Origin of the sequence: Rhodococcus sp. AH-ZY2 (genome assembly GCF_030916465.1) — a bacterium.
Classification (GTDB): domain Bacteria; phylum Actinomycetota; class Actinomycetes; order Mycobacteriales; family Mycobacteriaceae; genus Rhodococcus; species Rhodococcus ruber.
This window is the reverse complement of sequence record NZ_CP126458.1, coordinates 282,197-306,529: the sequence shown is the minus strand read 5'-3', so window position 1 is coordinate 306,529 and position 24,333 is coordinate 282,197. Positions and strand designations below refer to the sequence as shown.

Sequence of the window (24,333 nt, the reverse complement as noted above, 5' to 3'; positions counted from 1 at the left end):
CCCCGCGCGACGGACCAGCGCGACGGGACCGGCCGAGGCTACTAGCGTTGGAACCATGCCCGTCCCCGAACTGCTCGCCGGCCGCTACGAGTTGCGCGGCGTGCTGGGCTGCGGCGGGATGGGTGAGATCAGAGACGGCTGGGACACCCGTCTCGGGCGACCCGTCGCGGTGAAAGTGCTTCGGGGCGAATTCGGACGCCTGCCCGACGTGCGCCGACGCTTCGAGGCCGAGGCACGCGCTGCGGCGTCCCTCGACGATCCGCACATCGTCGCGGTGCACGACAGCGGCGAGGACGCCGGAGTGCCCTACATCGTGATGGAGCGCCTGCCCGGCGGCACCCTCGCCGACGAGATCGCGCTCGGCCCGATGCCACAGGACCGGGTGCGGGCCATCCTGATCGACGTGGCAGCCGCGGTCGCCGCGGCGCACGACGCCGGGATCCTCCACCGCGACATCAAACCGGGCAACATCCTCTTCACCGAGGCCGGAGCGGTGAAGGTGACCGACTTCGGCATCGCCAAGAGCGCCGGCGAGGACTACACCCGCACCGGCGAACTCGTCGGCACCGTCGCCTACCTGAGCCCCGATCGGCTTGCCGGCACGCCGGCGAGCGTGCACGACGATCTGTACGCCCTCGGGGCCGTGGGGTACGAGGCACTGACCGGGCGCAAGCCCTACGACTACGACAACCTGCTGGCGCTGGCACGGGCGATCACGCAGGGACCGCCGCCCCCGCTGGCCGCAGCGCGACCGGACGTCGACCCCGGACTCGTGGCCGTGATCGAGCGGGCGATGGCACGCGATCCCGGACAACGCTTCACCAGTGCCCGGGACATGCTCGCCGCCCTGCAGGGCCGGCCTTTCGCCGCTCCGGTGAGCCCGGTGCCTCACGGGCCGACACGGGAGTTCACCGCCGCCGTGCCACTCGCGCCCGCCACGACTGCTGTGCGGTTCGACGCGACCCCCGAACCCGACCCCGGTCGTCGCCGGATCCTGCTGGCACTCGGCGTGACGACCGCAGTAACGGTTGCCCTGCTCCTGCTTGCCTGGGGGCGGGGCGGTGATGCGCCGTCGGTCGCGGGGACGAGCAGCGTTCCCGTCAGCATCCCGATACCGGTCGGCAACCCCAGTTCACCCGGCACCCCAGAGGCGAGCCCGACGCCCGTGTTCACCACCGTTCCCGCGCCGGCCCCGATCGTGCCGCCGGTAGTGCCGGAGTCCGGGAACGGAAGCAGTGAGGACGGTAACGAGGGGAACGGTAGCGGTGACGACGGCCGCGGCAACGAGGGCCGCGGTGACGGCAACGAAGGTGGCAACGAGGGCGGCGGCAACAACAGCGGCGGCAACGGCAACCGCGGCAACGGCAACAACAGCGGCGGCAACGGCAACAGCGGCAGGTGATGCGGGAGTCGGAACACGGGCCGGTGCGGAACGGAAGGGCTGATCGCGTTCGACCGCTGGACTGCACGAAACCCCTCGGGCGCTCCCACTTCGAGGTGGGAGCGCCCGAGGGGTGATGGATCAGAGCAGGATGCCGAGACCGGCGAGCAGAGTGAACAGCGTTGCAGCGAGGGAACCGAGAACCATTCCTACCTCCAAGGTGTCGTGTGACGATCCTTCGTCTCCGCAGGGGACGGAGACGAACGACGCTCCACGTCGCTGAGCGCGCGACGGGGGCATCATCAAGATCATCGAGCGGTACACGATAGGTGTTACCCCCAGTTCGACAAGCGCACTCTGTGATGTGCCTCATCACGGTTCGTCGGGTAGCCAGCCGACGGCCTTCGTGCCGGGAACCGACCGTCGGCCTGACTATGTCGCGGGCAAGTCACTTAGGATGGGTGCATGGATGCGGCACGGTTGGAGGGCTTTCTCGCCGATCGCGATGCCTGGCAGACCACCCAGTGCTCGATCGCGAAGGCGATGGACACGGTGGGAACCCGCTCGGCGATGCTGATCCTGCGCGAGGCCTACTACGGCACCCGGCGGTTCGACGACTTCACCCGCCGCGTCGGGGTCACCGAGGCTGTCGCGGCAGCCCGACTGCGCGAGATGACCGCCGAGGGCCTGTTCGAGCGTCGGCCGTACAAGGAACCCGGGCAGCGGACGCGGTACGAGTACGTCCTCACCGAGAAGGGCCGCGACCTGCTCCCCGTGGTTCTCGCGTTGAAGCAGTGGGGTGACAAGTACCTCCAGGGCGAGCGCGGCGCTCCTCTCGGCCTCACCGACGACACGACCGGCGATCCCGTGCGCGTCGAGGTCCGCAGCTCCGAACGCGAGGTCCCCCTCGAGGAACTGCGCGTGACGCCGAACTTCACCGAGGAGCAGGCCCGGCGCGCGATGCGCAACGCCTCCGCAAACCGGTGATCCACCGTCGGGCGCTCTGAGAGAATCGGTCGACACGTCGTCACGAGCTCCGGGGGTGATCACCGTGACGGAGATGCCGGAATCCGGTGCCGGACCCGATCTGACCCGGGTGCCGACCGACGCCCTGCTCGCGGAGATCCGCCGCCGGATCGAGTCGTCGCCCGCCGTCCCTGCGACAGCGGTGCCCGAGCGAACCGAGGACGCCCCTCCCCCGAACACGCCGTTGCAGGTGTTCGAGGTCGCCGCGGACGAGAGCGACGAGACCGGGTTGCGCGCCTCACCGATCCACCCGGACAGCGAGACCTGAGCGGATCCGCGCGCCCCGCAGTCGGATGCGGAGGCAATTGCTGTCGCGTCCGACCAGGAAGGGCGCGGATGCCCCGGCGCCGCTGGTGGAGCCCCCTGTCAGGATTGAACTGACGACCGCTCGCTTACAAGGCGAACATGCGGTCAACGGTAGCCATCGTGCAACACCGTGACCTGCGCGTTTACCGCGCCCACCACCGCCCAGGACCGTGCATCGGTGCGCGAGTTGTGACAACTGTGTGACAACTTTCGCCCGCGCGTGCCCTGTCGAACTCGATTCCGTTCGCACTTCCCCGGAAGGAATCCCTCCATGAAACGTGTCCACAGCACCGACGCGTACCTCACCATCACCATCGCCGCCCTGGCGTTCCTGCTCTCCTACACCAAGCTCGTCGACCTCGCGCTCCGCGCCGGATACGGAGACTACGCCGCGCACGTGTGGCCGCTCATCGTCGACGGCATCACCATCGTCGCCACCCGCGGCGTCCTCCGCCTGACCGGATCCCGCCGCTACGCGTGGACCCTCCTCGCCGCCGGCACCGGAGTGTCGATGACCGCCGCCGTCGGCAGCCAGCTCCTTCCACCGGGACCACTCCCTCCGATCGCGGCCGCGGCCGTGTCCGTGGTGCCACCGCTGTGCCTGCTGGTCGCACCGCACCTCGCGGTGCAACTCGCCCGCGACGCACAGGCGCGACCCGGTCGCGACGTCGACACCACCCCCGACGCGGAGCCCGCGGAGATGGTTGCACCGCCCCTCGATCCGGAGGTGGCAGTCGAGACACCCGAAGATCGACGAGCGCGCGCACTCGAGCTGCTCGCCACCACAACCATGTCCTTCCGTGCCGTCGCGAAGGAAGTCGGTGTCACTGACACGTCGGTGCGACGGTGGGCACGGGCAGGCCAGGAAGTAACACGAAACAGACCAGATGGGATGATCCGGGCATGAGACTCCGCGCCCTTGCGATCGCCCCGGCCCTCGTCCTGCTCGTCGCGTGCGGAGGCGAAAGCGACGACTCCACGATCGGGGCGACCACAACCGAGTCGAGCGCAGTTGCCAGCACTACCACTCGGACGGCGGCGCAGACCACGACGACAGCTGCGACGCAGCTCGCGCCCGCACCTGGCAAGGTCCAGCACTCTGGCAATATGAGCGAGTGCACCGTCACCCCCATGGCGTACCCGGGGCTGACTGAAGTGGACGTCCAGGACGGCGCCGCCGGCCACCCATCAGGCGCCAAGACCATCACGTGGCACTGGGACGGCGGGATCAGCACTGGAACTGTCGCCTTCACAGCAACCATGTCCGGACCAAATGGCCAGCCGATCACCCGCGGAGTCAAACTGATCGACGGCGAGGTCATCGCGAACTACGTCTTTTCGGGCGCGCGCCAGGAGAACATCGCCATCCCACCGCGCTGGAACGATGAATCCATCTCCGTCGCACTCCCAGCTGCCTCCGGGACGATTCTCGGTTCGTCATTCAACTGGTCCGCCGATCTCGAGGTTGACGGGGAATCGACCGGGAAGTGCCCGGGCGCTTGAGCTGCGACAACTACTCACAGGAGTTATGCACATGCAGTGGATAGCGGTGTTCGCGATCGTCCTGCTCGTCGGTCTGGCCGTCACCTTCTGGAAGACCATCCTTGGCGCCCTCGCGGTGCTCGTCCTCGCGGGCGCCGCCTTGTGGGCATGGCAGGCCTTGCGTAGCCGGGTGAAGGAACGACGGGACCAGGCGGCTGCACTGGCTGCACGGGCCGACCGTGAACACGCGCTCTTCCTCGAGGGTAAGGACGCCGGGGTGTTCGGCCGCTACAGCCCAATCGATCTGGACCGGCCACGGCCCACTCCCCTGCCGGCCACGATGGCGGAATGGCGGGAGCAGCGCCGACGGAAGTAAGCCTGTCGGGCCCCTCCCCTACACTCGCGGCTGAACGCCTCGGCACCCACACACCCGGGGCGTTCTCTCATGTCACGACCACTTCACTCCTGGCCGAGGTGGACCGACATGCGGGGGCCGGCCGATCGTGGTCTCGCACGTTCTGCAGGTCCACGTGCGGTGGCCCCCGGCGCCGGGCGTGCAGTCGCACGGGATCCATCCGACTAGGACCCGGTTCGGGGTGAGGCGGTGGCCATTCGGGCAGCGCTTGGGTGCACGCTCGAACAGGGCCACGTCTGAAAGTTTCGCACACGTGTTCGACTCGCGGTATGTTTCTTGGCGCCGGCCGGTGAGACGCGAGTCTGGGAAGCACCGGCCGGCACCCGAAATCGTCTTACGCGGCTCCGCCGAGGTACGCGGCGAGCACGTAGTTCCCGTGCCGGTCGAGGTTGTGCCGGGCCCGGTCGTACCGCGACGTCATTCGTGGATCAGAGTGGCGGGCCATGATCTGCACGTCCCGCAGCGGGATCCCCGCGTCGAGCGCCGCAGTCACATAGCCGTGCCGGAGCAGGTGACAGTGCACCGTGCGAGTGATGCCAGCCTTCCGCGCGAGGCGCTTCACAACCCGGTCGGCGGACCGGCGGGTCATGCGGGTGCCGTCCCGGCGCAGCAGCAGCGCACCGGCGGTACGGCCCTCGGCGGCGCGGTCCATCGCCCGCGCGATCGGGATCGGCAGCGGCACGGTCGCGGGCTTGCCGCCCTTGCCGACCAGGCGCAGCACGCGGTGCCCGCGCTCGGTGGACTGGAAGTCCTCGATGTCGACCGCGCAGGCCTCGGACACGCGCAGCCCGAGCAGCGCGAGCATCGTGACCAGCGCCCCGTCGCACGGCGTCGACGCCCGGGCCGTGGCGATCAGCGCGGAGATCTCCGATCGCTCGAGCCCGACCATGCGGGTCTCGTCGAAGTAGACCTTCGGCATCTTCACGTACTCGGCGGGGTTGCGGTCGATCAGACCGTCGACGTGCATGGTGCGGTACAGCATCCGCAAGCACGACAACCGTCGATGCACCGTCGACGGGGCGTTGCCACGCTCGAGCTCGAGGTGCCGGGCGAACAGCTCGAGGTGCGGGCGCTGCGCGGCGAGCGGATCCAGACCCACCGATTCGCACCACTGCGCGTACAGGCGCAGGTCGGTGTGGTAGCTGGCGAACGTCTGCCCGGTGTAGCGGGCGAGGAACCCCGCGACGGCGAGATCGAACGCCGAGAATCGCGCGGGGATGGTGTTGCCGGCACGCGGCAGCAGGGTAGCGTCAGGCACGGTCATCACTCCAAGAGCAGTTGGGTGTGGTGGCAAGGCCCCGGCCCGGTGTTGGTAGCACCGCCCGGGGCCGCTCTCGTTTTCGAGGCGCCGACTGCGATGGTACCGACGCGCAGCTTCCTGTCCAGCCCTGATCAGCGGTGCGCACGTGAACGCACCAAACCGAAGAGACATTGCAAGCACAGAGTCGTCTGTGCTTGCATGCGTCTGGTTTAATAGTGAATACGCAAGCATGAACCAGTAAGCATCGGGCCGCACGTACGGGAGAAGAGTTGACTGACGAGAAGAAGCCCCAAGCCCGGGGCGGAGAAGCACGCGCCAAGCGGCTCAGCAAGGAAGAACGATCGAAGATCGCCCGCGAAGCGGCGCGACAGCGATGGAACGCAGACATACTTCCGGCGGTGTGTGGGTCTCCCGACAAGCCACTCGACATCGGCGGCGTCGAGATCGAGTGCTATGTCCTCAAGGACGGGACGCGCGTCGTGACGCAGGCTTCCTTCATGCGGGCGATCGGCCGCAGTCCCCGATCCGGTAGCAGCGCTGGATCCACGTGGGACGAAACCCTTCCCCCGTTCCTGCGTACGCACAGCCTGCGTGAATGGGTAACCCCGGAAATCGTCGAACAAAGCCAGCCTGTGACATTCACGCTCCCCCGCGGCGGACGAGCCAAGGGGTACCGCGCCGAGCTACTGCCCGTGGTATGCGAGCTCTACCTCAAGGCACGCCAGGCGGGGGCGCTACCTCCGAGCCAGGAGGGCATTGCCAAGCAGGCCGAGATTCTCGTACGCGGCCTGGCCCGCGTCGGGATCATCGCACTCGTCGATGAAGCGACCGGATACCAGGAGATGCGGACTCGTGACGCGCTCGCCAAGATCCTCGAGGCGTTCGTCGACAAGGAACTGCAGGCATGGGTGCGCACCTTTCCTGACGACTACTACAAGGAGATGTTCCGGCTTCGCGGCCTCCAGTTCACCGAGTCCTCGGTGTCGCGGCCCCAGTACTTCGGATTGCTGACCAACGACATCGTCTACAAGCGGCTCGCCCCAGGTGTCCTGGACGAACTGAAGCGAGTTCAGCGCAGGACCAGTACCGGAAGGCCGAAAGACAAGCTTTTCCAGCACCTTACAACGAACACCGGATACCCCAAACTGCGTGAACACCTTGGTTCGGTGGTCACCTTGATGAAGCTGAGTCCGGACTGGACGACGTTCATGCTGAACCTCGACCGCATTCACCCGAAGTACGACGAGACGATCCCGCTGTCGTTCGACACGGACGACAAGCTCGGCCTTTGATTGGTCTGCCCGAAACGACGAAAGCGCCCCGCCCTCCGAAGAGGACGGGGCACATTCGAGTCAGGGATCGACGCTCGCCGCGTACTTACCAGCAGACGAGGGGCGCATACGACCACGGTGCGGACCCTCAGGTGGCTGGGTACGCTACGAATTGTCGTCTCCGTTTCCGATTCCCTCGCACGGAGGCGGCACCGGCCGCCGGGTTCCTGACGGAATGATCTCCCCTGGGATCGGGTCCCCACCTCCGGCGGCCGGACTTGGAAGGCCCCGCCCGTTACATGGCAATGTTTCTCGGCGGGGCCTTTCTCATGCGGCACGTCCCGGCAGGCAGTCAGGTGTTGAGCCGTATCAATGGCCGTGTCATACGGCGGCCGGTAGTGAGTGTTATGCGCCGAGGTCCAGTTGCATCTGCTGGAACGGCGGCGCGATGTCCGTGGGCGGCAGCTCGCCGCGGCGTCGGAGGTCGTGCCAGGCATTCGCAGCGCCGCGTCCCTTGGTGCGGACCCGGTGGCAGTTCGCGCAGACGACCTCGCACTTGGCGATCTCGGCTTCGATCGCGGTCCGTGAGTGCATCATCATCTCCCCGACGTGAGCGAGTTTGTTCACGCCCGGGAGGTGATCGAACTCGAGCGCCTCGGCGTGCTCGCGGTACCCGCAGTCGACGCAGCCTTGCTCGAGCTTGTAGTTGCGGATGAAGTCGAGGTTGGACTGGTACTTCTGCCGCATGATGCGGCGGGCGCAGTCTCGGCAGTCGAACCGGCGCCGCATGCGGGCTTCTCCGTTACGCCGTTGGTCCCGGTAGAAGAGGGAGATGTGCTTGGTCTCGCCGCAGATCCGGCAGGTGCGCCAGCTATCATCAGACATCGTCGAACTCCTTGCAGTTCGGCCATGCCCCGGGGGTGTTACAGCACCCGCCGGGGTCCTTTCGTTTGACCGCCTGAGGCTACCGGGGGAGTCCGACAAACCTGACGTACCGACTGTGCTGAGGGCCGGCCTCAGCACAGTCGGTTTGAGCCGTTACGGGCGGGTCAGGAGCTTCTGAATCCCGTAGTAGTTTTCGAAACTGTCCGTCGCGTACGTCGTGTACTCACCGAAGGTCACACGCGACTCGGAGCGCGTGTTGACGGGGATCTGCGGACGCCCGATCGAACGGCCAGCCGGTGCTCGGTGAAGAACGTCAGTTTGCGACCACACACCCGAACCGTCTCGGGTCCACCGCTCCACCGTCCACAGCCCTCCGATCTCACGACCGAGGAACACCGTCGAACCGTCCACACCGAACACAGCGCCAGCCGTGTAGAAGGCGAAGTAATATCCGAACGGTCGCCCGGCGGAGCAGAGCGTCTCTTCCACCCACGCCGCCCCATCCCAGCGGTTGACGACATACACGCCCGTCGATAGGTCCGACTCGCTGGGGGTTCCCGACCCGACCGCCGAGGTTTGGAACTTCATCTGGAGAATGCGGGTGCCGTCCGGCGACACGTCGAACAGCCGTGTCGCGCTGGGCTTCGTCAGGTCGTTGACCGCATGCATGATCGATTCCGCGATCGTGGTGGTCGCCGGATCCCAGAAGTTAGGTTTGAGCGTCGCGCCCGTGACGGGGTTTGTAATCGCGCCAGTGGTGAGGGTGACGTCGAACCGGCGGGTGCGCAGCGTCGCGGTGTTCGTCGGATGATCCGCAGCCACGAAATGCGCCACAGTGCCATCAGCCGACAGGGTGAAGTGCTGGTAGCCCAGAGCTGTGAGGCGGTAGGGAGCCTGCCACGTCACGCCCCAGTCCGTCGAAATAGAGGTGTACCAGCCAGCGAAGGTGCCCTGCGCCCGGTACATCAGCGCGACAGTGTCTGTGCCCGGCCTGCGGAGCAATTGCGCGTAACTCGTCTGCGTGATCGGGTACGCCTCCGAAGTGACGGTGAGGATCTCCTCCGGCCCGAGCGAGGATAGTTCCCCGGTAACGGTGCCACGCCGGATTGCCATCGTCTCGGTGCGGTTGTGCCACGAGTAGGCGACGAGCGGCGGCTTATCGCTCTCGATGAGGAATGCTGGCACGTTGTGGTCGTCTTGACCGCCGTCGCGCCCCGCGATCGGATGCCACTTTGCCATTCCGGTGAGCGTGTCGAACTCGGTGATGCCCTGAGTTCCCTTGCGCGTAATCCCGCCCTGCCAGAATTTGCCGCGCGTGGTGTCCTCAAGTGTGCGGGGCAGGCACCACCACGAATTGATCACATCGCCTTGGGTGATCGTCCCGTCGGCGCCGGTGAATGCCTTGCGAGAGGATGAGATGTCCTTTCCGCCGACCCAATACGCGTCGGGCTCGCTACCGGTAAACTCAGGCCACAGCGTCGAGCCCTGTGTGATCTGCGGCAGTGACACCGTAAGTGTGGCACCAACCGGCCACGCCACCCCGCCCACACCATTCGCGTGCACCACGCGCATCCCGAGGTGTGTTGCCCCAGCGGGGACGGTGACAGTGTTGTACAGCCGAACTTCGGTATTCGCCGGCACGATGCGCCCCGTGCTGTAGACGGGTGATCCGACCGCAGCGTTCGCGGCATCGTAGAAGACCACCCGAAGAGCCAGCCGCTGATCGATGCTGGACTTCGCCCACATCGACAGCGTGTAGGTAACCCCTGCCGTCACAGCCGCGTCGGATGTGACGGTGTTGCGTCCGTACTGCGCCCCGCCCTGAGGGGACGTCTCGGGTGCTGCACTCGCCGTTGTCCAGGTGACCCGATATCCATCTACGCCACCATGTCCCGCCCCGGACGCCTTCGCCCCAGTGGCAGCACCACCAGTGCCAGCATTTGAGGAGTACCCGTTGGCATTGATGGACAGGGTGACGTTCTGCGCCAGGTTCTCCACCAGGGTAGCCCGCTGAGCAGCGGAGATCGCTGCCACGTACCCAGCCTTGAATTGCCCAGAACTCGCAGCATTGTTCACCGCAGTGCCTGCAGCCGACTCTGCGGCAGTGGCAGCCGCGTCCACGACCGTCTGATTGTTCGCCAGTGCGGACTCAACAGCCGGGGCGATGGCAGACGTTTCCGCATAGTCACCAGCCGGGGCATAAGTGGCACGAAGTACCTCTTTGACCGGTTCGGGGAGAGCCGCATCCCCGGTCTTCGAATCGTCGAAGCTGATGAGCTTCTTGGCCATATCAAACCTCCAAGGTCAGTTGCTCGAACGGCGGCGGCTCAGTCGGGGCATCGAACTCGCGGTACTCCCGACGAAGATCGTGGAATGCCCCATGCTCGCCGCGTGCATAGGTCCGTACGCGGTGGCAGTTCGCGCACACCACCTCGCACTTGGCGATCTCCTCGAGAACAACCTCATGGGGAATGGCCATGCGGGCAGTGATCTGAGAGATCGTGTACTTCTTCTCGAACTGGGGAAGGTGGTCGAACTCCAGCGCTGCTGGGTGCCCCTTGTACCCGCAGTCGGCGCAACCGCGCTCGAGTTTGTACTCGCGGATGAAGTCCAACCGACTCTGATACCGCCGTCGGGATGCAGCGTTCTCGCACTTCCGACAGTTGTGTACGCGCCGCGACTTGCGATTCTGGTTCCGGTAGAACTCTCGCGCCGGTTTGGTCTCACCACATTTTGGGCAGAAACGCCATGACGTACCATTAGCCACGTCGAACTCCTCAACAGTTCGGCCATGCCCCGGGGGTGTTACCGCACCCGCCGGGGTCCTTGTCGCATCTTGCTATTTTAGCAGGTCAGATGCTGTTTCTCGAGTTGTCAGATCAGGTACAGGCCGGGGTTGTCCGGGTCCTCGGTGAGGCCTGAGGTGACGGTGTAGAGACCGGATCCGGGGGGATCCTCTACGACCGTCGTTCCACCCCCGCCGGTGGCTGTGCCCCAGGCGAGCCCGGCGCCGGCCTTGATGAGGGCCTGGCCGTCGGTGCCGCCGTCGGGGATGACCAGGGCGTCGGCCGCGGCCTGCTGCGCGCGCTGCGCTGCGGCCTCCGCGTCGGACGCGGCCTGCTGCGCAGCTCCCAGAACGGTTGGGGTGTACTCGATGTACTCGCCGATGACATCCCACAGGTCCACCGAAGTGCCGGTGGGGACGACAGCTTCCCAGGTCTTGAACTTTCCCGGTGTCGACAGGGACACCACGACTGGGCCGGGGTCGATGTTCGGGCTGGCGGTGATGACGCCGTTGACGATCTGGATGGTGTGGGTGCGTTCGTCGACGAGGGCGTCGCCCGCGGTGTTCTGGCGTACGTCCTTGGCGCGGATTCTGAGGGTGCCGGTGGCGAGGTTGCCGGCGACGTCGCGGACTGTGCCGGTGATCTGTGGCATCAGGGCGTCTCCTTTCCGAGGATGCCCTTGCGGGCCTTACCTTCACGCTCCGCCTGCAACACCCGCTCACGCTCCTCCGGGGAGGCATCGACGAGGTAGGCGTTGACGTCGTCGACGGTGTTGTTGGCGGGGTCGTACAGCTGGGACGACTCCACCTGTGTTGTGGTCGGCTCGGGTTCGGCGTCGACGATCTGGTAGCCGCCGGCGAGCTGCAGCGCGAGGTGGTGGTTGGGTTCGCGGGTGATGTGTGTGCCCTGCTGCGGGCGCACATCCTGCCCGAACACCGCACCCCCCGCAGTCGCCAACACCACCGTCAACTGACCCTCCTGCCCCATGATCGGAGGCCGGAAATACACCAACACATGATCGGTGCCCTTCATCGGTGGATCGATCCGATACAAGGAAGCAGGACCAGCGAACCCGCCGATCCCATCCCCCACCAGCACAGCAGTCGGCATCATCCACTCCTAAGCCAAAGTCGTCAGACTCAACGGTGTCGACTCTGGGGACTTGTTGCTGCCCAAGTCCACTGCCCGCACCGTGATCTGATAGGTCGTACCGGCGTTCAATCCGGTCAACTCGAATGTGGGTGTGCTCGAGGAGCCGACCTGGGTGCCGTCCCGCAGGATCTCGTACCGCAGTACCGCGATGTCGTCCGTCGACGCCGTCCACGAAACAGTCGCAGACACCTGGGTGACGTTCGACGCTGCCACGTTCGTCGGCGCCGACGGGGCGATCCCGGCAGTGTCCTCGAGATACACCTCGACCCACACCGCACCAACCGCGCCATTACCGCCATTACCAGCGCTGGGGGAGCCACTGATTGCGCCACCGCCGCCGCCGCCAGCCCCGCTAGGCCACCCGCCGTGACCACCACGACCACCATTCGCAGCCGTCGGGAAACCCAACGCCTGACCACCGCCGCCACCGGACGAGCCCATGCCGATCTGCCCGGCCTGCACCATTTCTATCGAAATGCTGGCGCCGTTCTCACCGTTCGTAGCACGCGCACCACCACGACCACCAGCCTGATACGAGCCGTCCGAACCGGGAGATGCCGCCGCCCACTCCTCGGCGTTGATGTTGCCGCCGCCCAGCCCTCCACGCATACGGAACGTGATGTTCCCCGTCCCGTACGCTGTCGATCCAGCGCCACCAGCGGACACCAGCGTCCCGAACGACGACCCCTGCCCCGCTGCGCCGTTCGTGTCCACCGTCGTGGCGCCCGCGCCGCCAACGCCCACAGTCACAGTCACCACGTCCGGAACATTCGCGGCATCGAACTCCCCCCGCGACCAGCCGCCCGAAAATCCACCCTGCCCGGGCGAGTAGTTGTCGGACGGGTAGGTGGTCTTTCCGCCTCCGGACGAACCTGCGAGCACGTTCACCACGATCTTCTTCGCGCCCGGCGGCTTCTCCCACACCCCCGACTCGGAGAATGTGTAGAGCTGCGTGAGAACATTGTCGCCGTACACGATCTGATCGATCCGGTTGTCCAGGCGCACCACCTCACGGTTCACGAACCCGCGAGGAGCGAGCTCGCCGGCGACGGCGGACTGTGCGCCTTCCCACGGGCCGATGTTGCGGGCACGGATGATGCCCTTCACCGAGTCCTCGGTGTAGTCCTGCGACTCCTTGACCGTGCCGATACGGAACGCCCCCGACGGGGCGCCACCAACTGGGTAGCTCACTTGTCAGCCTCCTCGTGCTGGAACTCCCACAGCACCACCAGGCGATGCAGCAGCGACAGCACTAGCGCAATCACCGTCGCAGCCCGGACCTCGTTACGCCACGCATAGTCACCCAGCCACCACACCGAGATCAGCTGCAACCCGATCAAACCCAGAGCGACCGCCGTGAACATCAGAGTCTTGCCAGCCTCAGTCGACCGCCACGGCGACCGCCACCCGTACAAACCGACGAACAGCCACGCCAGCACCGTCATGGTCGTCAGCAGGATCCGCGCCTCTTCCTGCGGATCGAACAACACCACCACCGCCGCGCACAGCAGAGCGGCCACCGCCAGCACCGCGCGCCTCATGCGTGCCGCCTACGCATTGCCGCCCTCGCGGACTCCCCGAAATGGTTCCGTCGGCGCGCCGCCTCCACCCGGGCTATCACCTCGTCCACTCTCTTCTCCCGCTCCGACTCGCGCTCGAGTGCCTGATGGGTCTCTTCGAGCCGCTTCTTCTCGTGTGCCGCCCTACTCCACATCCACCGCATCACCGATCACCCACCCTCGACAGGTTCGCCGGCGCGCTGGATCTTCTCCAAGGCCTCTGCGGATGTCTCGGCGGCAGGAAGTAGCCGGTCGAGCTGGGTGTCGCGCTTGTCGAGCAGTTCCTCGAGTTTGTCGATTCGCTGCTGCATGATCGCGACGATCATGTTGTGCATCGCGCGCGGTATCAGCCTGCCCACCATCACGAGCAGAACCGCGAGGGACAGCAGACCGGATGCCCCCAGGTTGGAGATGGCGACGCCGGCGAACTCCTCCACGGTTACCGACCGGCTGGGGGAACGACGAACGGGTCGGGTGCGGCTGGCGGCGCGGGCTCCGAAACCCGAGGTCCCTGCCGCATCGATGAGAGTAGACGGGTGTCGTGACGCGCCGCATTGTTCACTATGGTCATCTCGGACTGGCGGGTAGAAACTTCGGCGCGCACCGCAGCGCGGACGTACTCGAACAGCGGCCCCAACTCCGTGAGCGTCTTCTGCGCCTTTGCGACCGGATCAGCCGGACCGTTCGGCACCAGCCACACCAGGATCGCGCCCGCGGTGACAGCGACAATTGTCAGCGCCGAGGCGACGTTCTCCGGGATCACCCCGGCCAGCGTGCCGAGGACCTGAGGGATGATCGCCGCGACCGCAGTCAGGACGGCGACGGCGAACTTTCGGATCTCTGTGAACGTCATCAGAACCCCCTCGCTTCGAGCTTGTCGAGAATGCGTGCATTCTGCTTCTCCAGCGCATCGAGCCTGGCCGCCGTGTTCACCTGATTCTCGAGGGCCTGCTTCACTGCATCGACCAGGGTGCGATTACCGAGTTGCGGCCACCCGTCGAACGTGTACGGATTCGGGCCGATCAGCTGCGTCAGCACCACCGCCACCGCGTCGACGAGCGTGCGCCCGCCCAACTGTTCCCAGCCGGCGAGCTCAGGCCCGCGAAGCTGCTTCTGTACGTCCTCGGGTACGGACATATCTCCCCCTCTGATGCCGAGCATGTCGCGCAACTCCTGCATCGACATGCCCGTGAAATTGGCGTCGCACTCGCCGAACGGCGGGCAGTGCACATGGTCGCTGTACTGGTGCGCGAACCGCCCCGGGTAGTCGTAGCTGTCTCCCGGCTTGTTGTTGTAGTGCGGCACGACCAGCTTCAAATCCGCCGGTCGCTGCGGCCACAGATTCGGCGCCGGATTCGGGTTGTAGTAGCCGATCACCCGCCGCGGATCCCCGTACCAGCCCTGCAGGCGCCGGATCTCGTCGTTGACTTCCTCCGACACATTGCCCTTGATGCTGCCGGCGGCGTCCTCGACGTCGACCATCGTCGCCGTCTTCGGGTTCCCCCACAGGCCGGCTTCGGACAGCATCTGCTTGTGCAGGTCGCAGTTCGCCTGTCCGGGCCGGAAGAAGTAGTAGGGGATGACGATGTCGAGCTTGCCGCGGCCGAGCATGTCCAAGGCCCGGCGGGCGTTCTCCACACCGAGTCTGTCCTGTTTGCTGCCGCTGTTGGTGCGGAAGCTGAACACCCGGTGCGGGTAGGAGTCGTCGATCGGGACGCGTTGGTATTCGGAGACGTCGGCCCAGTAGATGCTCACTTGGTGCCTCCGGTGAGTTGGGTCCAGATGTCATCCCAGATCGCCGCGTCGTCGACCGGGGCGGCAGGTTGGACCGTGGCGGGTTCGGGGCCGTAGATGCCGAGGTAGCCGGCGTTCAGTTTCTGCGCGAACAGCGCCACCCGCGGATCGCCTTCCGGGAATCCGATCTGGTAATGCATCTCGTCGGCGCGCTGCCAGTCAGCACCCCAGAACACGGTGCCCTCGAACAGTTGCAGGCCGCGGCGGATCTTCGCGATCTGCTCCGGTGGCATCACACGACGCCCCCATGGGTACTTCACTGCGTTGAGGTCGATCGCCGTGCCGGACAGGTGGTTCGAGTTCGGGACGTCGTTCTGCGCGGACCAGCCCCACACTGGGGAGATCAGCGGTTCGACGTTCTGGTGGTACCACAGGATCCAGGCGTTGAGGATCGTTGCCGCATCACCGGAGCGGATCGGTGCGGTGTTCGTGAACGGCGCGACGTTGGCGACCACGCACTCGTCGCGGTTGCACATCCGCCACCCGTTCTCGCTGTGCGTGTAGCCGTACGCGGTGCGGAAACTCATCACAGTCTGCCTTCCCGTGCCCACTGCAGCACGACCTGTCGGATCGACTCGGTGTACGAACGGTGCACACCGTCGCTGCAGTCCACCCCCAACGCTCCGCACGCACCGACCACCACACCGACCGACACCCCGAGATCCCGGGCGACGTCGTCGACCAGGCGATAATCCGGATGATCCATGTCAGATCCCCCGCCACTTACGCAGGATCTGATCCCGCTTCTTGCCGGCCATCTCCGCAGCGACCACGCGCCGCATCTCAGCCGAATTGCCCTGCGCCTGCACCCCGAGCAGGTAACCGTTCACCGTCGACGGACTGTGCTCGGACGGATCGAACTGCTCCCCCGTCTGCACCTGCGCCTTCGACACCTGCGGCTCCTCACCGGTGATCACCCCGTGGTAGCGGAGCTGCTCGGCGACGATCTCCTGCTCGTACCGGGTGTATGAACCCATGTCCGGGATCACCACCGGCTCCGGGTCCGGGTCGTCCTTGTCGACCCACCCGACCGCGCCGTTCAGGGTGTGCTGCGGGCCGCGGACCGGACCGACCAGCTTCAGCTGCGCCGTGTCGGGATCCGGTAGTTCGAACCCCAGATCCACGAGGCGTTTCGACCACATCTTCAGGATGTCGTCGTGCGGGGTGTACGTCTGGTCGCCCATGAACGGCCACGCCACGAACACCCACTGGAACTTGTCTTCCGGATCGTTCGGGTCGCAGTTCTCCCTGGTCGGGATGCGCTTACCCACTGCTCCTCCTTGCGGCTACACGACGCCGAGGTCGTGCAGGATGCCGAAGATCTCTTGGATGGTTTCCAGGGCCTGGATGACGGGGTCCTCGGGCTCGCGCTGGCCGATAACGATCTTCCACGTCGGCGACTCGGTGCGGCTCCACGACAAGGTGAGTTCGGAGACTCGTTCGACGTAGAGCTTGCCCGCCGGCATGCCGAGCACGTTGAACGCGACCCGGTCGCCGAGGAAGAAGTGCCCGTGCCCGTTCTGGCCGATGCGCCACGGCGCACCGTCGGCGACGGTGAGGGTGGCGCGGACCTGTTCGCGCGACTTGTAGAACGCGGTGCGCATCGCGATGAGGTAGGCGAGGGTGTAGGCCCGGTCGGCGCCGTCCGCCCAGCCCTCGTGGTAGTGCGATTTGCCGAGGCGTTGGGCGCGTTGGATGTTCTTGAACTTGCCGAACGCCAGAAGCATGTCGGTGTAGAGCGGTTTGAGGATGGCGTCTGCGGCGCCGCCGACTGGCGGGATCCCGATGATGGCTGCGATGAGATCGCCGGCCATCTGGATCGCGGCCGAGATCGCCTCGTTCACCCCCGGCATCGAGTGGCCGCCGGCGACGAACCCGACCGCGGTCGCGGGTTTCCACTCCCACTCCGAGTTCTGGATCGCCGAGTGCTCGGTCTGCCGGAACACCACACCCGGCATCGACGGCAACGTGCCCTTCTTGCCGGGCTGGTAGTACTCGGGGGGAACGTTCGGATCGGGGAGCTGCTGGGTGGTTTCGGTGATGCCGTCGCCGCCGATGTTGATCAGCTCACGGATCAGGCCACCGAAGATGTCGCCCTTGAATGCGGTCCCGGTGTTCCAGCCGGACTTGTCGACCAGGTCCCACACCAGGCAGCCGTGCCGCAGGTTCGCGCCCTCCCACGGAGGTTCGTCGCCCTCGAGGTAGCGGCGCGGCTCCCAGGTGAGCTGGGCGTCGGCGAGGACCTTCTTGCCGGCCTCGTGCATGTTCTTGAACCGGGAGTGCACGATCGCGCCCACCGAGTTGTCCGGGGTGAGATCCGGTTTGACGACCTGCCACCAGGTGGACTGGTCGAAGTTGAACCACTGGGACGGGTCCAGTGGATCGTCCGGCAGAGTCCACAGTGACGATTCGAGGCGCATGAGGTTGACCAGCAGGGTCGTCTTCAAGCACCAGCGGGCCCGCCCGAACAGCACCCACACCTTCGGGAACTGCACCTCGGGCGGCAGGAACGGGTTCGCGTACCCGAGGATGTACTTCAGTTCCTCGCGGTCGTGCTTGAACGTCAGCCGGCAGACCCGCTGGCCCTGCTCGTTGGTGACGACCTTCACCGAGTCGCACCGGCCGGACCACCGGGCGCCGTCCTTGTCGACGGCGATGTGAATGTTGGTGGTGGGCCGGGCGTCGACGTCGATGCACCAGCGCGACAGGTAGTAGTCGACCGGCATCTCGATGCTGCCGGTGCCGGTCTCATCGTCGAGGAACTGGAACGAGGCGGTGTTCGCCTTGGTGATGTGGCCGCGCAGGTTCCAGTCGCCGTCGTACAGGCGGACCTTCGCGGGGAGGAGGCGTTGCTTCTCCTCCTTCTTCAGGCGACTGGTGATGTCGTCGAATACGGCGTCGAAGTCGATGGTTTCGACGGGTGCTGTCACGAACTCACCTCCTCTACTGCAATCCCCACGGGCGGGACCACGGCCGCGGCATCCGCACCTGCACCCCGACACCGGCGGGGGCCTCGGTCACCGACACCGGAATGGTGGTCGGCGGGGTGTACGGCGGGATCGGATAGGCGAACCGGACGCCACCCATCCGCAGGTAGACCGCGGTGTCGATGTTCGATTCGACCTGGGTGGTGTCCGGGTCGGTGTCGACCCGAAGGTGCTCACCGGCGATCAGCGCCGGCATCTGAATGATCCGGTTGGCGTCGATGACGGCGCGTTCTTCCCGGTCGTCACCGAAGCTGAAGTCCGGCAGCGAGTAGATCGCCCCGGGGTAGGCCTGCAGCACCCACTTCAGCCAGATCTCCTGGTTGGTTGGGTTGTAGACGGTCACCGAACCGGAAGCTGTCCCGCCGCCGGTGGTGTCCGTCGTCGACACCCACTGCGTCGTCTCGTCCGGTTCGTACCAGTACGGGTCGCCGGCAACGCAGGTCATCATGACCTGCGCGTACAGCTCCCCATGCGGGTCGAACTCCAGATCGATCTTCGGCTGCTCGAACAGGCTCAGGGACAGGTACCGGCGAGACGATTCGGTCTCGATCCACAACTTCGACTCGTGGTCGTAGTCCCATCCCTTCGCCCATTCGCTGTCGAGCAGCTCCCACTCCGAGCCGGTCTCCCCGACGATGTCCACGCCGAACACCGGGATGCGGTGCTTGATGCGTTTGCCGCCGTACGACGATCCCTTCTGGAACGCATGCGAGTTGCGGATCGTCTCGACCGGGACGTCGTACAGGTCTTCGACCTTCGTGGACAGCTCCACGCCCCGATCCCCTTGGCCGGGACCGGAGATGGTGAACCACTCCCCACGGAACGTCTCGACCTGTACGAGCGCCTCCGTTCTCTTGCGCGGCATTCTCACCTCCTGCGGAATGCGACAGCGGCCTGCTGTTTGACGACCCGGTCACGCCGGAACGCTTCCTGCAGGTCGTAGCCGTGGAATGTGGAGTTGTGCTGGATCGGCGGATTGTCGACGAGCTGCTGCAGCTGCGCCGCAACCGAATCGAGCTGCGCCACCGCCGCACCGGTGCCGGTGCCGGCCCGCAGTGCCGCCATGTCCCGCTCGTAATCGCGGCGCTGCTTCCCGGTCAGCACCCACTCCTCCTCCCCCGACAGGTTCAGCGCGGCCATGCCGTGCGGCAGCGGGCCACCCGAATCGCGGAGCACCGCGGGCACCTTCAGGCTGTCGATCAGCTTTTCCAGCCACCCCGGCGTACCGGGAGTGACTGGGCCCTGCTTGGCGATCTCCTCGTCCGAGAAGCGCGGCGCAACCTGCAGTTGCTCCCGGTTCTTCTCGGCGTAGTTGACGCCCTGCACGATCGCCTGCGACAACGCCCCTTCGCCCTTGAATCCGAGCACCCCGAACGCCGATTCGACCTGGCCCTGCACCGCCGCCTTCGCGACGTTGCCGAGCAGATCGGAGATCCCCGACGCCGAGATGCTGCTCTTCTCCGACCCGCCGCCCTCCTTGGAGGTGTTCTGCGCATCAGTGAAGGCGTTCTTCGCCTTCTGCAGTGCATCGTCCGCGGCGTCCCGATCCCGCTGCGTCGACTTCGGATCCGCGTAGACCTCGTTGCGGCGTTCGTTCGCTTCCGCGATGGACCGCTCGAGCTCCCGCATCCGGATCTCGTCGTCCGAGCGGCTGGTGGTCAACTCCGGCGCCTGCGGTGCCGGCCCGGTGCCGCCCGTCTCGGCCGCGTACTTCTCGGCCTCGAGATCCTTGACCTTCTGCTCGGCCTTGGCGACCTTCAGGTCGGCCTGCTGCCGGTCGGCCTCGGTCTTCTTCGGATCCGCATACACCCGGTCGCGGTCCTCCTTGGCCTGGGTGACCGACACCTGCGACGACTGCAGACCCAGCTCGTCCGAATCCGACCAGGTGATGCTGCGTTCGAGGCGCATCGCACCGCCGCCTGGCGGATTGAATGCCGCCGCCGGCAGGTGGTAGTGGTTCTCGAATTGCGGATCGTCTGCCCCAGCTGCCCCGGCGCCCCAGCGGACACCGTTGCCACCGGACTCGAACGGGGTGCCGTCCAACGTGCCGGCCATGTGCGAGTACATGCCGCCGCCGCCGTTGTGCACACCGATGTTCAGATCCGGTGTGCCGCCGAGCCCGGGCTGGAATCCGAGTGCCGCGAAGTTCGATTCCGTGGTGAACCACCGCGTGTACGGATCCAAGCCCTTGAGCAGGGCGTAGGCGGCGGAGACGAACCCGGAGCAGTCCCACGACGGGTTGCCGACCCCGCCGTACTGGTACTCCTTGCCGGACTCGCCACGCAGGAACGTCGTCGCCCGATCGGCGGCGATGCGCCCACCGGTCTCGAAGCCGGGCAGCTTCGGGAACGTGCCGGCGTTGATCATCGCCAGTTCGCGGTCGTACCGATCCGACGAGCGGGAGTTGATCACCCATTCGGAGCCGTCGACCATCGCGATGGGGGTGCCGTCCGGCATCACCGCATAGATACCGTCGGTGCGTTCCGTGCCCGGACCCGACGACGGCAACTTGCCGCCCGTGGCCCGGCCCGGAAGCTGCTGCGGCATCGGACCGGCCACCGTGGGAGAGCCGAAGTACGCGGCACGCGCATCCGGATCCCACTGCGCCGTCACCCGGATCGTCGCCTGCCGATCCCGGGCCGCCTTGTCGATCTCCGCCGACACCACCTGTGCGTTCGCCAGTGCGTTCTGGATCGCCAGCAGCACTTGCGGGTTCGCCTTCGTGGCGTCGATCTTCGCCAGCTCCGCCAGCGTGACGTCCCGGCCGGCGAGGAAGTCGTTGATGACCGCCCCGACTGCGGGATCGACCTGGGTGGTGTCGATGTTCCGCAGATCGGCCAGCACCTGCTCGTTCTTCACGACGAACCCGGTGGTGTCGGCGTTGATCGTCGGGGTTGCCGACTGGGCACCGGCCTCGACGGTCTTGTTGATGACCTCCTGCAGTGCAGTCAACGCCAGCTGGTTCGGGGCGGTGATCTGGACGTTCTTCGTGCCCGGAACCTGCTCGATGGTGAACCCGAGCTGCTGCAGATTCGCCTTCGCGGCCGCGTCGTCGACCTGGACCTCGACCGACAGGTCGTTCGAGTTCTGGAAGGCGAGCGCGACGTTGTTCAGTTCCTGCAGCGCCTGATCGGCGCCCTCGATCTTGACCTGCGCCAGGATGATCTCCGGGTTCAGACCGAGTTGCTCCGCGGCGGCCCGGATCTGATCGACCGACAGTCCGGCCGCGGTCGCGAGTTGCTGGAACTGCTGCTCGTTCTGCGCCCAGATCGGCCCCATGTCCGCGCCGGCCGCGGCCGCATCGGCGGTCGCATCCCGGATGTCCTTGAGGGTGTCGTACAGTCTGCCGCCGTTGGCGCTGGCGGTGTTGACCGACCCGTCGGCGTTGATCAGTGCCGCACCGAACCCAGCCGTGGCATCCCACGCGGCCGTGGTCTCGTCCGCGGTCTCCCGGACCCGCTCGTTGTACGCGGCAATCGCATCCGACAGCGGCACCGGCACACCGGCCAGGACATCGAGGGTCCGCTTCAGCGCCGAGGCCTTGTCGTCGGCCGACGCCGAAGCATCCGCCAACGTCCGCGTCGCATCCGCAAGATCCAGGAAGCCCGGCTCGAGGGTCTTCGCCGAGCGCTGCGCCTCGAGGAACTCCTCGCGCATCTCCCGGATCTTCGCGATGGCGTCCTCGCCGCCGTTTCCGGTGTTGCGCAGGCTGGCTTCGAGTTCGGCGAACTCGGCCGGCGAACCGGCGATCGAGGCGGTGAGTTCCTCGTTGGTGATGTTGAGTTCCTTGAGGGACTCCGCAGCACGCTCCGCGGCCTCACCGATCCGCTGTGCCTCGTCGACGGCGGCGTTCGCGCCGTTGCGGGGCGGGTTGAGGATCGCTGTCCAGATCTCGTCCATCATGGACGGGGTGGCATCAGCGACCTCGGTCAGGCCCTGCATGAACTCGTCGACCGCGACCTTCTGCGCAGAGAGCACAGTGTCGTTGATCGAGCCCTGAGATTCCTGGAAGGCCTTACCGACATCCCGCTGGGCGGCCGACAGATCACGGGCAGAACTCTGCACCGCGTCCTGGAAGTCGTTCACCGCCCCGAGGGACTGCACCAGCGTGTACACGGCGGCGGCCGCCGCGGCGATTCCCACCACCCACGGCCCACCGAGCATCGACACCACACCACCGGCGGCCGAACGCAGACCGGTCGACGCGGCCGCAGCCACACCGGCGGTACGGCCGAACGTGGTGGCGCCGGCAGCGGCGTTCATGAACGCACCCTGCATGCGGGCCACCACCGGCACATGCGTGCCGAGCTGCCCGACCACCGACCCGAACCGGCCCATCTGCACCGCGCCCATACCGGCCACGGTCACGATGCGGTTCGTGGCGGTCGCGACACCCACCGCGGCCGTGCCGTACGCCCGCAGCGCCGACACCGCGGTGGTGGCCGCACCACCGAGGGCGGCGCCGAGACCGGTGGTGCGCAGCGCCACCAGTGCCACCGTTGCGGCCTGCACCACCGGCGGAAGATCGGTGAACGCACCGACCGCAGTACCCACCGCAGACCCGGCGGCCGACAGTCCCGACACGACAGCCGGGGTGAAGTCGGTAATAAAATCGGCGCCCTTGGAGATCAGCGATTCGAGTGGCCCGTCGACCACGTCGTAGATCGCGATCGCGAGACCTTCCGCGGAGTTCTGCACGGCGGACATGGCGCCGGGAAGGCCCTGTGTCTTCGCGGCGGCGACCTCGGCCGCGGACCCTTGCCGGCCGATTGCCTCGGCAACTCGGTCGAACCCGGGCGCGCCCTGCTGCGCTGCGACCATGGCCTGCCGGATCGCATCCGATCCGAACAGGGTGTTCGTCGCCGCCTGGAACTGCTCCTGGGACATGTTCTGCGACGCCGTGGCCAGCTGCTCGAACAGCGACCGCATGCCGACGAACTGCTTGTTCTGGTCGTAGACGGTAAGCCCAAGCTCCTCGATCGCCTTCTGCGCTGGCTTCCCCTGATCAGTGAGAGCCAGGAGGGAGGACTTCATCAGCGTGCCGGCATCGGATCCGGTGATTCCGGCGTTGGCGAACATCGCCAGTGTGGTGACGGTGTCCTCCATCGAGATCCCGAAACCGTTGGCGACGGTGCCGGCCTGCTGCAGCCCCATGGCGATGTCGGTGATCTCCGCCGACGAGGCGTTCGCGCCGTTGGCGAGGACATCGGCGGCCCTGCCGGCGTAGTCCGCATCCAAACCGAACGCCTGCAGCGCCTGCGACTGGATCGTCGCGGCCTCGGCCGCCCCGATCTGTGCCGCCGCTGCAAGCTCGAGGGTGCCGCGGGCCGCGGCCATGGACTGCTCGACCGAGAACCCACCCTTGGCGAGTTCGGTCATCGCCGCCGCGGCGTCCGTCGCCGAGGTGTCCGCCAGGGTGGCGTCGTTACCGAGCCCCATCGCGGCGTCCCGGACACGCTGCAGCTGGTCGGCGGTTGCCCCCGACACAGCCTGCAGGGTGTTCAGCTCGGTGGTGAAGCTGTTGCCGATGTCGAGGACCGCCTTCGCGGCGGCCCCGGCGCCCAGCGCCACCCCGAGCGCACTGCCGATCTTCGTGGCCGCACCCACCGCGCCCCGAAGCCCGGTCTCCATCTGCGCCGGGAAATTACGCAGATCAGGAGCCACCTCGATGTCAATCCGGCCTCCGGCCACCGGTCACCTCCTCGAGGTCTCAGGCGCCCTGCTGTCGGGCGGTCAGCAGCCGCGCGAACTCGCGGCTCGATGTGATCTTTCGGTCCCCGGTCACCGGTTCCCGATCGACGATTGCTTCCTCGTACTGCTTGCGGCGGATCTCGGCGAACTGCTTCGGCCGCAACGCCACCGGCGCCAGGATCGGATGCTGCGGCGGTTTGATGCCGCGGGCCTTGCGCATCGCCTGCGCTCGTTTGACCTCCGGGTCCTCCGGGTCGGTGATCCAGCTGCGGTACTCGCTGTTGAGCCAGAAGTCGTCCCGGTCCAGCAGCATCGCGAGATTCTCCGAATCCCGGGC

Annotated in this window: 25 protein-coding genes; 7 read left to right on the top strand and 18 right to left on the bottom strand. The window is 66.6% G+C overall.

Features of this window, described 5'->3' with window-relative positions:
* Window positions 1-55 precede the first annotated feature (55 nt).
* From QNA09_RS02370 to QNA09_RS02345, 6 genes are all read left to right on the top strand, one after another.
* The gene (locus QNA09_RS02370) at window positions 56-1,402 is read left to right on the top strand and encodes a serine/threonine-protein kinase (protein ID WP_102031096.1); all 1,347 of its coding nucleotides are present in this window, start codon (window positions 56-58) and stop codon (window positions 1,400-1,402) included.
* Window positions 1,403-1,846: 444 nt separating this feature from the next.
* Entirely contained in the window at window positions 1,847-2,368 is a 522-nt protein-coding gene (locus QNA09_RS02365; RefSeq protein WP_119699392.1) for a helix-turn-helix domain-containing protein, read from the top strand.
* Between the two features lie 73 nt (window positions 2,369-2,441).
* Window positions 2,442-2,675, top strand: coding sequence for a hypothetical protein (locus QNA09_RS02360; protein ID WP_235157334.1), 234 nt, complete (start codon window positions 2,442-2,444; stop codon window positions 2,673-2,675).
* 309 nt (window positions 2,676-2,984) lie between these two features.
* A complete protein-coding gene (locus QNA09_RS02355; RefSeq protein WP_308072277.1) occupies window positions 2,985-3,620 on the top strand; it encodes a DUF2637 domain-containing protein in 636 nt (211 codons plus the stop codon).
* Window positions 3,617-4,216, top strand: a complete 600-nt coding sequence (locus QNA09_RS02350) for a hypothetical protein (RefSeq protein ID WP_308072275.1) — start codon at window positions 3,617-3,619, stop codon at window positions 4,214-4,216. Before QNA09_RS02355 ends, QNA09_RS02350 begins: the two co-directional genes overlap by 4 nt.
* 31 nt (window positions 4,217-4,247) lie before the next feature.
* A complete protein-coding gene (locus QNA09_RS02345) occupies window positions 4,248-4,571 on the top strand; it encodes a hypothetical protein (protein WP_308072274.1) in 324 nt (107 codons plus the stop codon).
* Between the two features lie 373 nt (window positions 4,572-4,944).
* On the opposite strand, the gene QNA09_RS02340 is transcribed toward QNA09_RS02345, so the two are convergent.
* Complete coding sequence (locus QNA09_RS02340; protein ID WP_308072272.1) at window positions 4,945-5,868, bottom strand: tyrosine-type recombinase/integrase; 924 nt, start codon at window positions 5,866-5,868, stop codon at window positions 4,945-4,947.
* Window positions 5,869-6,140: 272 nt separating this feature from the next.
* Here QNA09_RS02340 and QNA09_RS02335 point away from each other — a divergent pair, with 272 nt between their 5' ends.
* On the top strand, window positions 6,141-7,163 hold the full coding sequence (locus QNA09_RS02335) for a P63C domain-containing protein (RefSeq protein ID WP_145693380.1): 1,023 nt from the start codon (window positions 6,141-6,143) through the stop codon (window positions 7,161-7,163).
* Between the two features lie 384 nt (window positions 7,164-7,547).
* Here QNA09_RS02335 and QNA09_RS02330 read toward each other — a convergent pair whose 3' ends face one another.
* The 17 genes from QNA09_RS02330 to QNA09_RS02250 form a co-directional block, all read right to left on the bottom strand.
* Window positions 7,548-8,027, bottom strand: a complete 480-nt coding sequence (locus QNA09_RS02330) for a hypothetical protein (protein WP_152103859.1) — start codon at window positions 8,025-8,027, stop codon at window positions 7,548-7,550.
* A gap of 153 nt (window positions 8,028-8,180) precedes the next feature.
* Entirely contained in the window at window positions 8,181-10,316 is a 2,136-nt protein-coding gene (locus tag QNA09_RS02325; RefSeq protein ID WP_308072271.1) for a hypothetical protein, read from the bottom strand.
* Between the two features lies 1 nt (window position 10,317).
* Complete coding sequence (locus QNA09_RS02320; RefSeq protein ID WP_006945192.1) at window positions 10,318-10,641, bottom strand: hypothetical protein; 324 nt, start codon at window positions 10,639-10,641, stop codon at window positions 10,318-10,320.
* 260 nt (window positions 10,642-10,901) lie between these two features.
* Window positions 10,902-11,465: a hypothetical protein gene (locus tag QNA09_RS02315; RefSeq protein ID WP_308072269.1), complete on the bottom strand. Its 564-nt coding sequence runs from the start codon at window positions 11,463-11,465 to the stop codon at window positions 10,902-10,904.
* Window positions 11,465-11,821 carry a hypothetical protein gene (locus QNA09_RS02310; RefSeq protein WP_308072268.1) on the bottom strand — a complete coding sequence of 119 codons (357 nt, stop codon included), beginning with the start codon at window positions 11,819-11,821 and terminating at the stop codon, window positions 11,465-11,467. Before QNA09_RS02310 ends, QNA09_RS02315 begins: the two co-directional genes overlap by 1 nt.
* A gap of 111 nt (window positions 11,822-11,932) precedes the next feature.
* The gene (locus QNA09_RS02305; RefSeq protein ID WP_308072266.1) at window positions 11,933-13,156 is read right to left on the bottom strand and encodes a fibronectin type III domain-containing protein; all 1,224 of its coding nucleotides are present in this window, start codon (window positions 13,154-13,156) and stop codon (window positions 11,933-11,935) included.
* Window positions 13,153-13,506: a hypothetical protein gene (locus QNA09_RS02300; protein ID WP_308072265.1), complete on the bottom strand. Its 354-nt coding sequence runs from the start codon at window positions 13,504-13,506 to the stop codon at window positions 13,153-13,155. Before QNA09_RS02300 ends, QNA09_RS02305 begins: the two co-directional genes overlap by 4 nt.
* Before the next feature lie 188 nt (window positions 13,507-13,694).
* Window positions 13,695-13,961: a hypothetical protein gene (locus QNA09_RS02295; RefSeq protein ID WP_308072264.1), complete on the bottom strand. Its 267-nt coding sequence runs from the start codon at window positions 13,959-13,961 to the stop codon at window positions 13,695-13,697.
* Window positions 13,962-13,963: 2 nt separating this feature from the next.
* Window positions 13,964-14,377 carry a hypothetical protein gene (locus QNA09_RS02290; protein ID WP_308072263.1) on the bottom strand — a complete coding sequence of 138 codons (414 nt, stop codon included), beginning with the start codon at window positions 14,375-14,377 and terminating at the stop codon, window positions 13,964-13,966.
* Window positions 14,377-15,210: a hypothetical protein gene (locus tag QNA09_RS02285; protein WP_308072262.1), complete on the bottom strand. Its 834-nt coding sequence runs from the start codon at window positions 15,208-15,210 to the stop codon at window positions 14,377-14,379. The genes QNA09_RS02290 and QNA09_RS02285 overlap by 1 nt, the downstream gene beginning before the upstream one ends.
* Window positions 15,211-15,275: 65 nt before the next feature.
* On the bottom strand, window positions 15,276-15,845 hold the full coding sequence (locus QNA09_RS02280; protein WP_308072260.1) for a M15 family metallopeptidase: 570 nt from the start codon (window positions 15,843-15,845) through the stop codon (window positions 15,276-15,278).
* Entirely contained in the window at window positions 15,845-16,024 is a 180-nt protein-coding gene (locus tag QNA09_RS02275) for a hypothetical protein (protein WP_308072259.1), read from the bottom strand. The genes QNA09_RS02280 and QNA09_RS02275 overlap by 1 nt, the downstream gene beginning before the upstream one ends.
* A gap of 1 nt (window position 16,025) precedes the next feature.
* On the bottom strand, window positions 16,026-16,589 hold the full coding sequence (locus QNA09_RS02270; RefSeq protein ID WP_308072257.1) for a DUF2744 domain-containing protein: 564 nt from the start codon (window positions 16,587-16,589) through the stop codon (window positions 16,026-16,028).
* A gap of 15 nt (window positions 16,590-16,604) precedes the next feature.
* On the bottom strand, window positions 16,605-18,248 hold the full coding sequence (locus QNA09_RS02265) for a phage tail protein (protein WP_308072256.1): 1,644 nt from the start codon (window positions 18,246-18,248) through the stop codon (window positions 16,605-16,607).
* Window positions 18,249-18,261: 13 nt separating this feature from the next.
* Window positions 18,262-19,170, bottom strand: a complete 909-nt coding sequence (locus QNA09_RS02260; protein WP_308072254.1) for a phage tail protein — start codon at window positions 19,168-19,170, stop codon at window positions 18,262-18,264.
* Between the two features lie 2 nt (window positions 19,171-19,172).
* Window positions 19,173-23,996: a phage tail tape measure protein gene (locus QNA09_RS02255; protein WP_308072253.1), complete on the bottom strand. Its 4,824-nt coding sequence runs from the start codon at window positions 23,994-23,996 to the stop codon at window positions 19,173-19,175.
* Between the two features lie 19 nt (window positions 23,997-24,015).
* Entirely contained in the window at window positions 24,016-24,309 is a 294-nt protein-coding gene (locus tag QNA09_RS02250) for a hypothetical protein (protein ID WP_308072251.1), read from the bottom strand.
* Between the last annotated feature and the right edge of the window lie 24 nt (window positions 24,310-24,333).

What these genes read in the sequence shown, in the direction of transcription:
- QNA09_RS02280 (WP_308072260.1), bottom strand. Translation starts at nt 15,845, where the DNA reads ATGAGTTTCCGCACCGCGTACGGCTACACGCACAGCGAGAACGGGTGG.
- QNA09_RS02345 (WP_308072274.1), top strand. Translation starts at nt 4,248, where the DNA reads ATGCAGTGGATAGCGGTGTTCGCGATCGTCCTGCTCGTCGGTCTGGCC.
- QNA09_RS02350 (WP_308072275.1), top strand. Translation starts at nt 3,617, where the DNA reads ATGAGACTCCGCGCCCTTGCGATCGCCCCGGCCCTCGTCCTGCTCGTC.
- QNA09_RS02370 (WP_102031096.1), top strand. Translation starts at nt 56, where the DNA reads ATGCCCGTCCCCGAACTGCTCGCCGGCCGCTACGAGTTGCGCGGCGTG.
- QNA09_RS02325 (WP_308072271.1), bottom strand. Translation starts at nt 10,316, where the DNA reads ATGGCCAAGAAGCTCATCAGCTTCGACGATTCGAAGACCGGGGATGCG.
- QNA09_RS02360 (WP_235157334.1), top strand. Translation starts at nt 2,442, where the DNA reads ATGCCGGAATCCGGTGCCGGACCCGATCTGACCCGGGTGCCGACCGAC.
- QNA09_RS02260 (WP_308072254.1), bottom strand. Translation starts at nt 19,170, where the DNA reads ATGCCGCGCAAGAGAACGGAGGCGCTCGTACAGGTCGAGACGTTCCGT.
- QNA09_RS02290 (WP_308072263.1), bottom strand. Translation starts at nt 14,377, where the DNA reads ATGACGTTCACAGAGATCCGAAAGTTCGCCGTCGCCGTCCTGACTGCG.
- QNA09_RS02300 (WP_308072265.1), bottom strand. Translation starts at nt 13,506, where the DNA reads ATGAGGCGCGCGGTGCTGGCGGTGGCCGCTCTGCTGTGCGCGGCGGTG.
- QNA09_RS02315 (WP_308072269.1), bottom strand. Translation starts at nt 11,465, where the DNA reads ATGCCACAGATCACCGGCACAGTCCGCGACGTCGCCGGCAACCTCGCC.
- QNA09_RS02365 (WP_119699392.1), top strand. Translation starts at nt 1,847, where the DNA reads ATGGATGCGGCACGGTTGGAGGGCTTTCTCGCCGATCGCGATGCCTGG.
- QNA09_RS02330 (WP_152103859.1), bottom strand. Translation starts at nt 8,027, where the DNA reads ATGTCTGATGATAGCTGGCGCACCTGCCGGATCTGCGGCGAGACCAAG.
- QNA09_RS02250 (WP_308072251.1), bottom strand. Translation starts at nt 24,309, where the DNA reads ATGCTGCTGGACCGGGACGACTTCTGGCTCAACAGCGAGTACCGCAGC.
- QNA09_RS02355 (WP_308072277.1), top strand. Translation starts at nt 2,985, where the DNA reads ATGAAACGTGTCCACAGCACCGACGCGTACCTCACCATCACCATCGCC.
- QNA09_RS02275 (WP_308072259.1), bottom strand. Translation starts at nt 16,024, where the DNA reads ATGGATCATCCGGATTATCGCCTGGTCGACGACGTCGCCCGGGATCTC.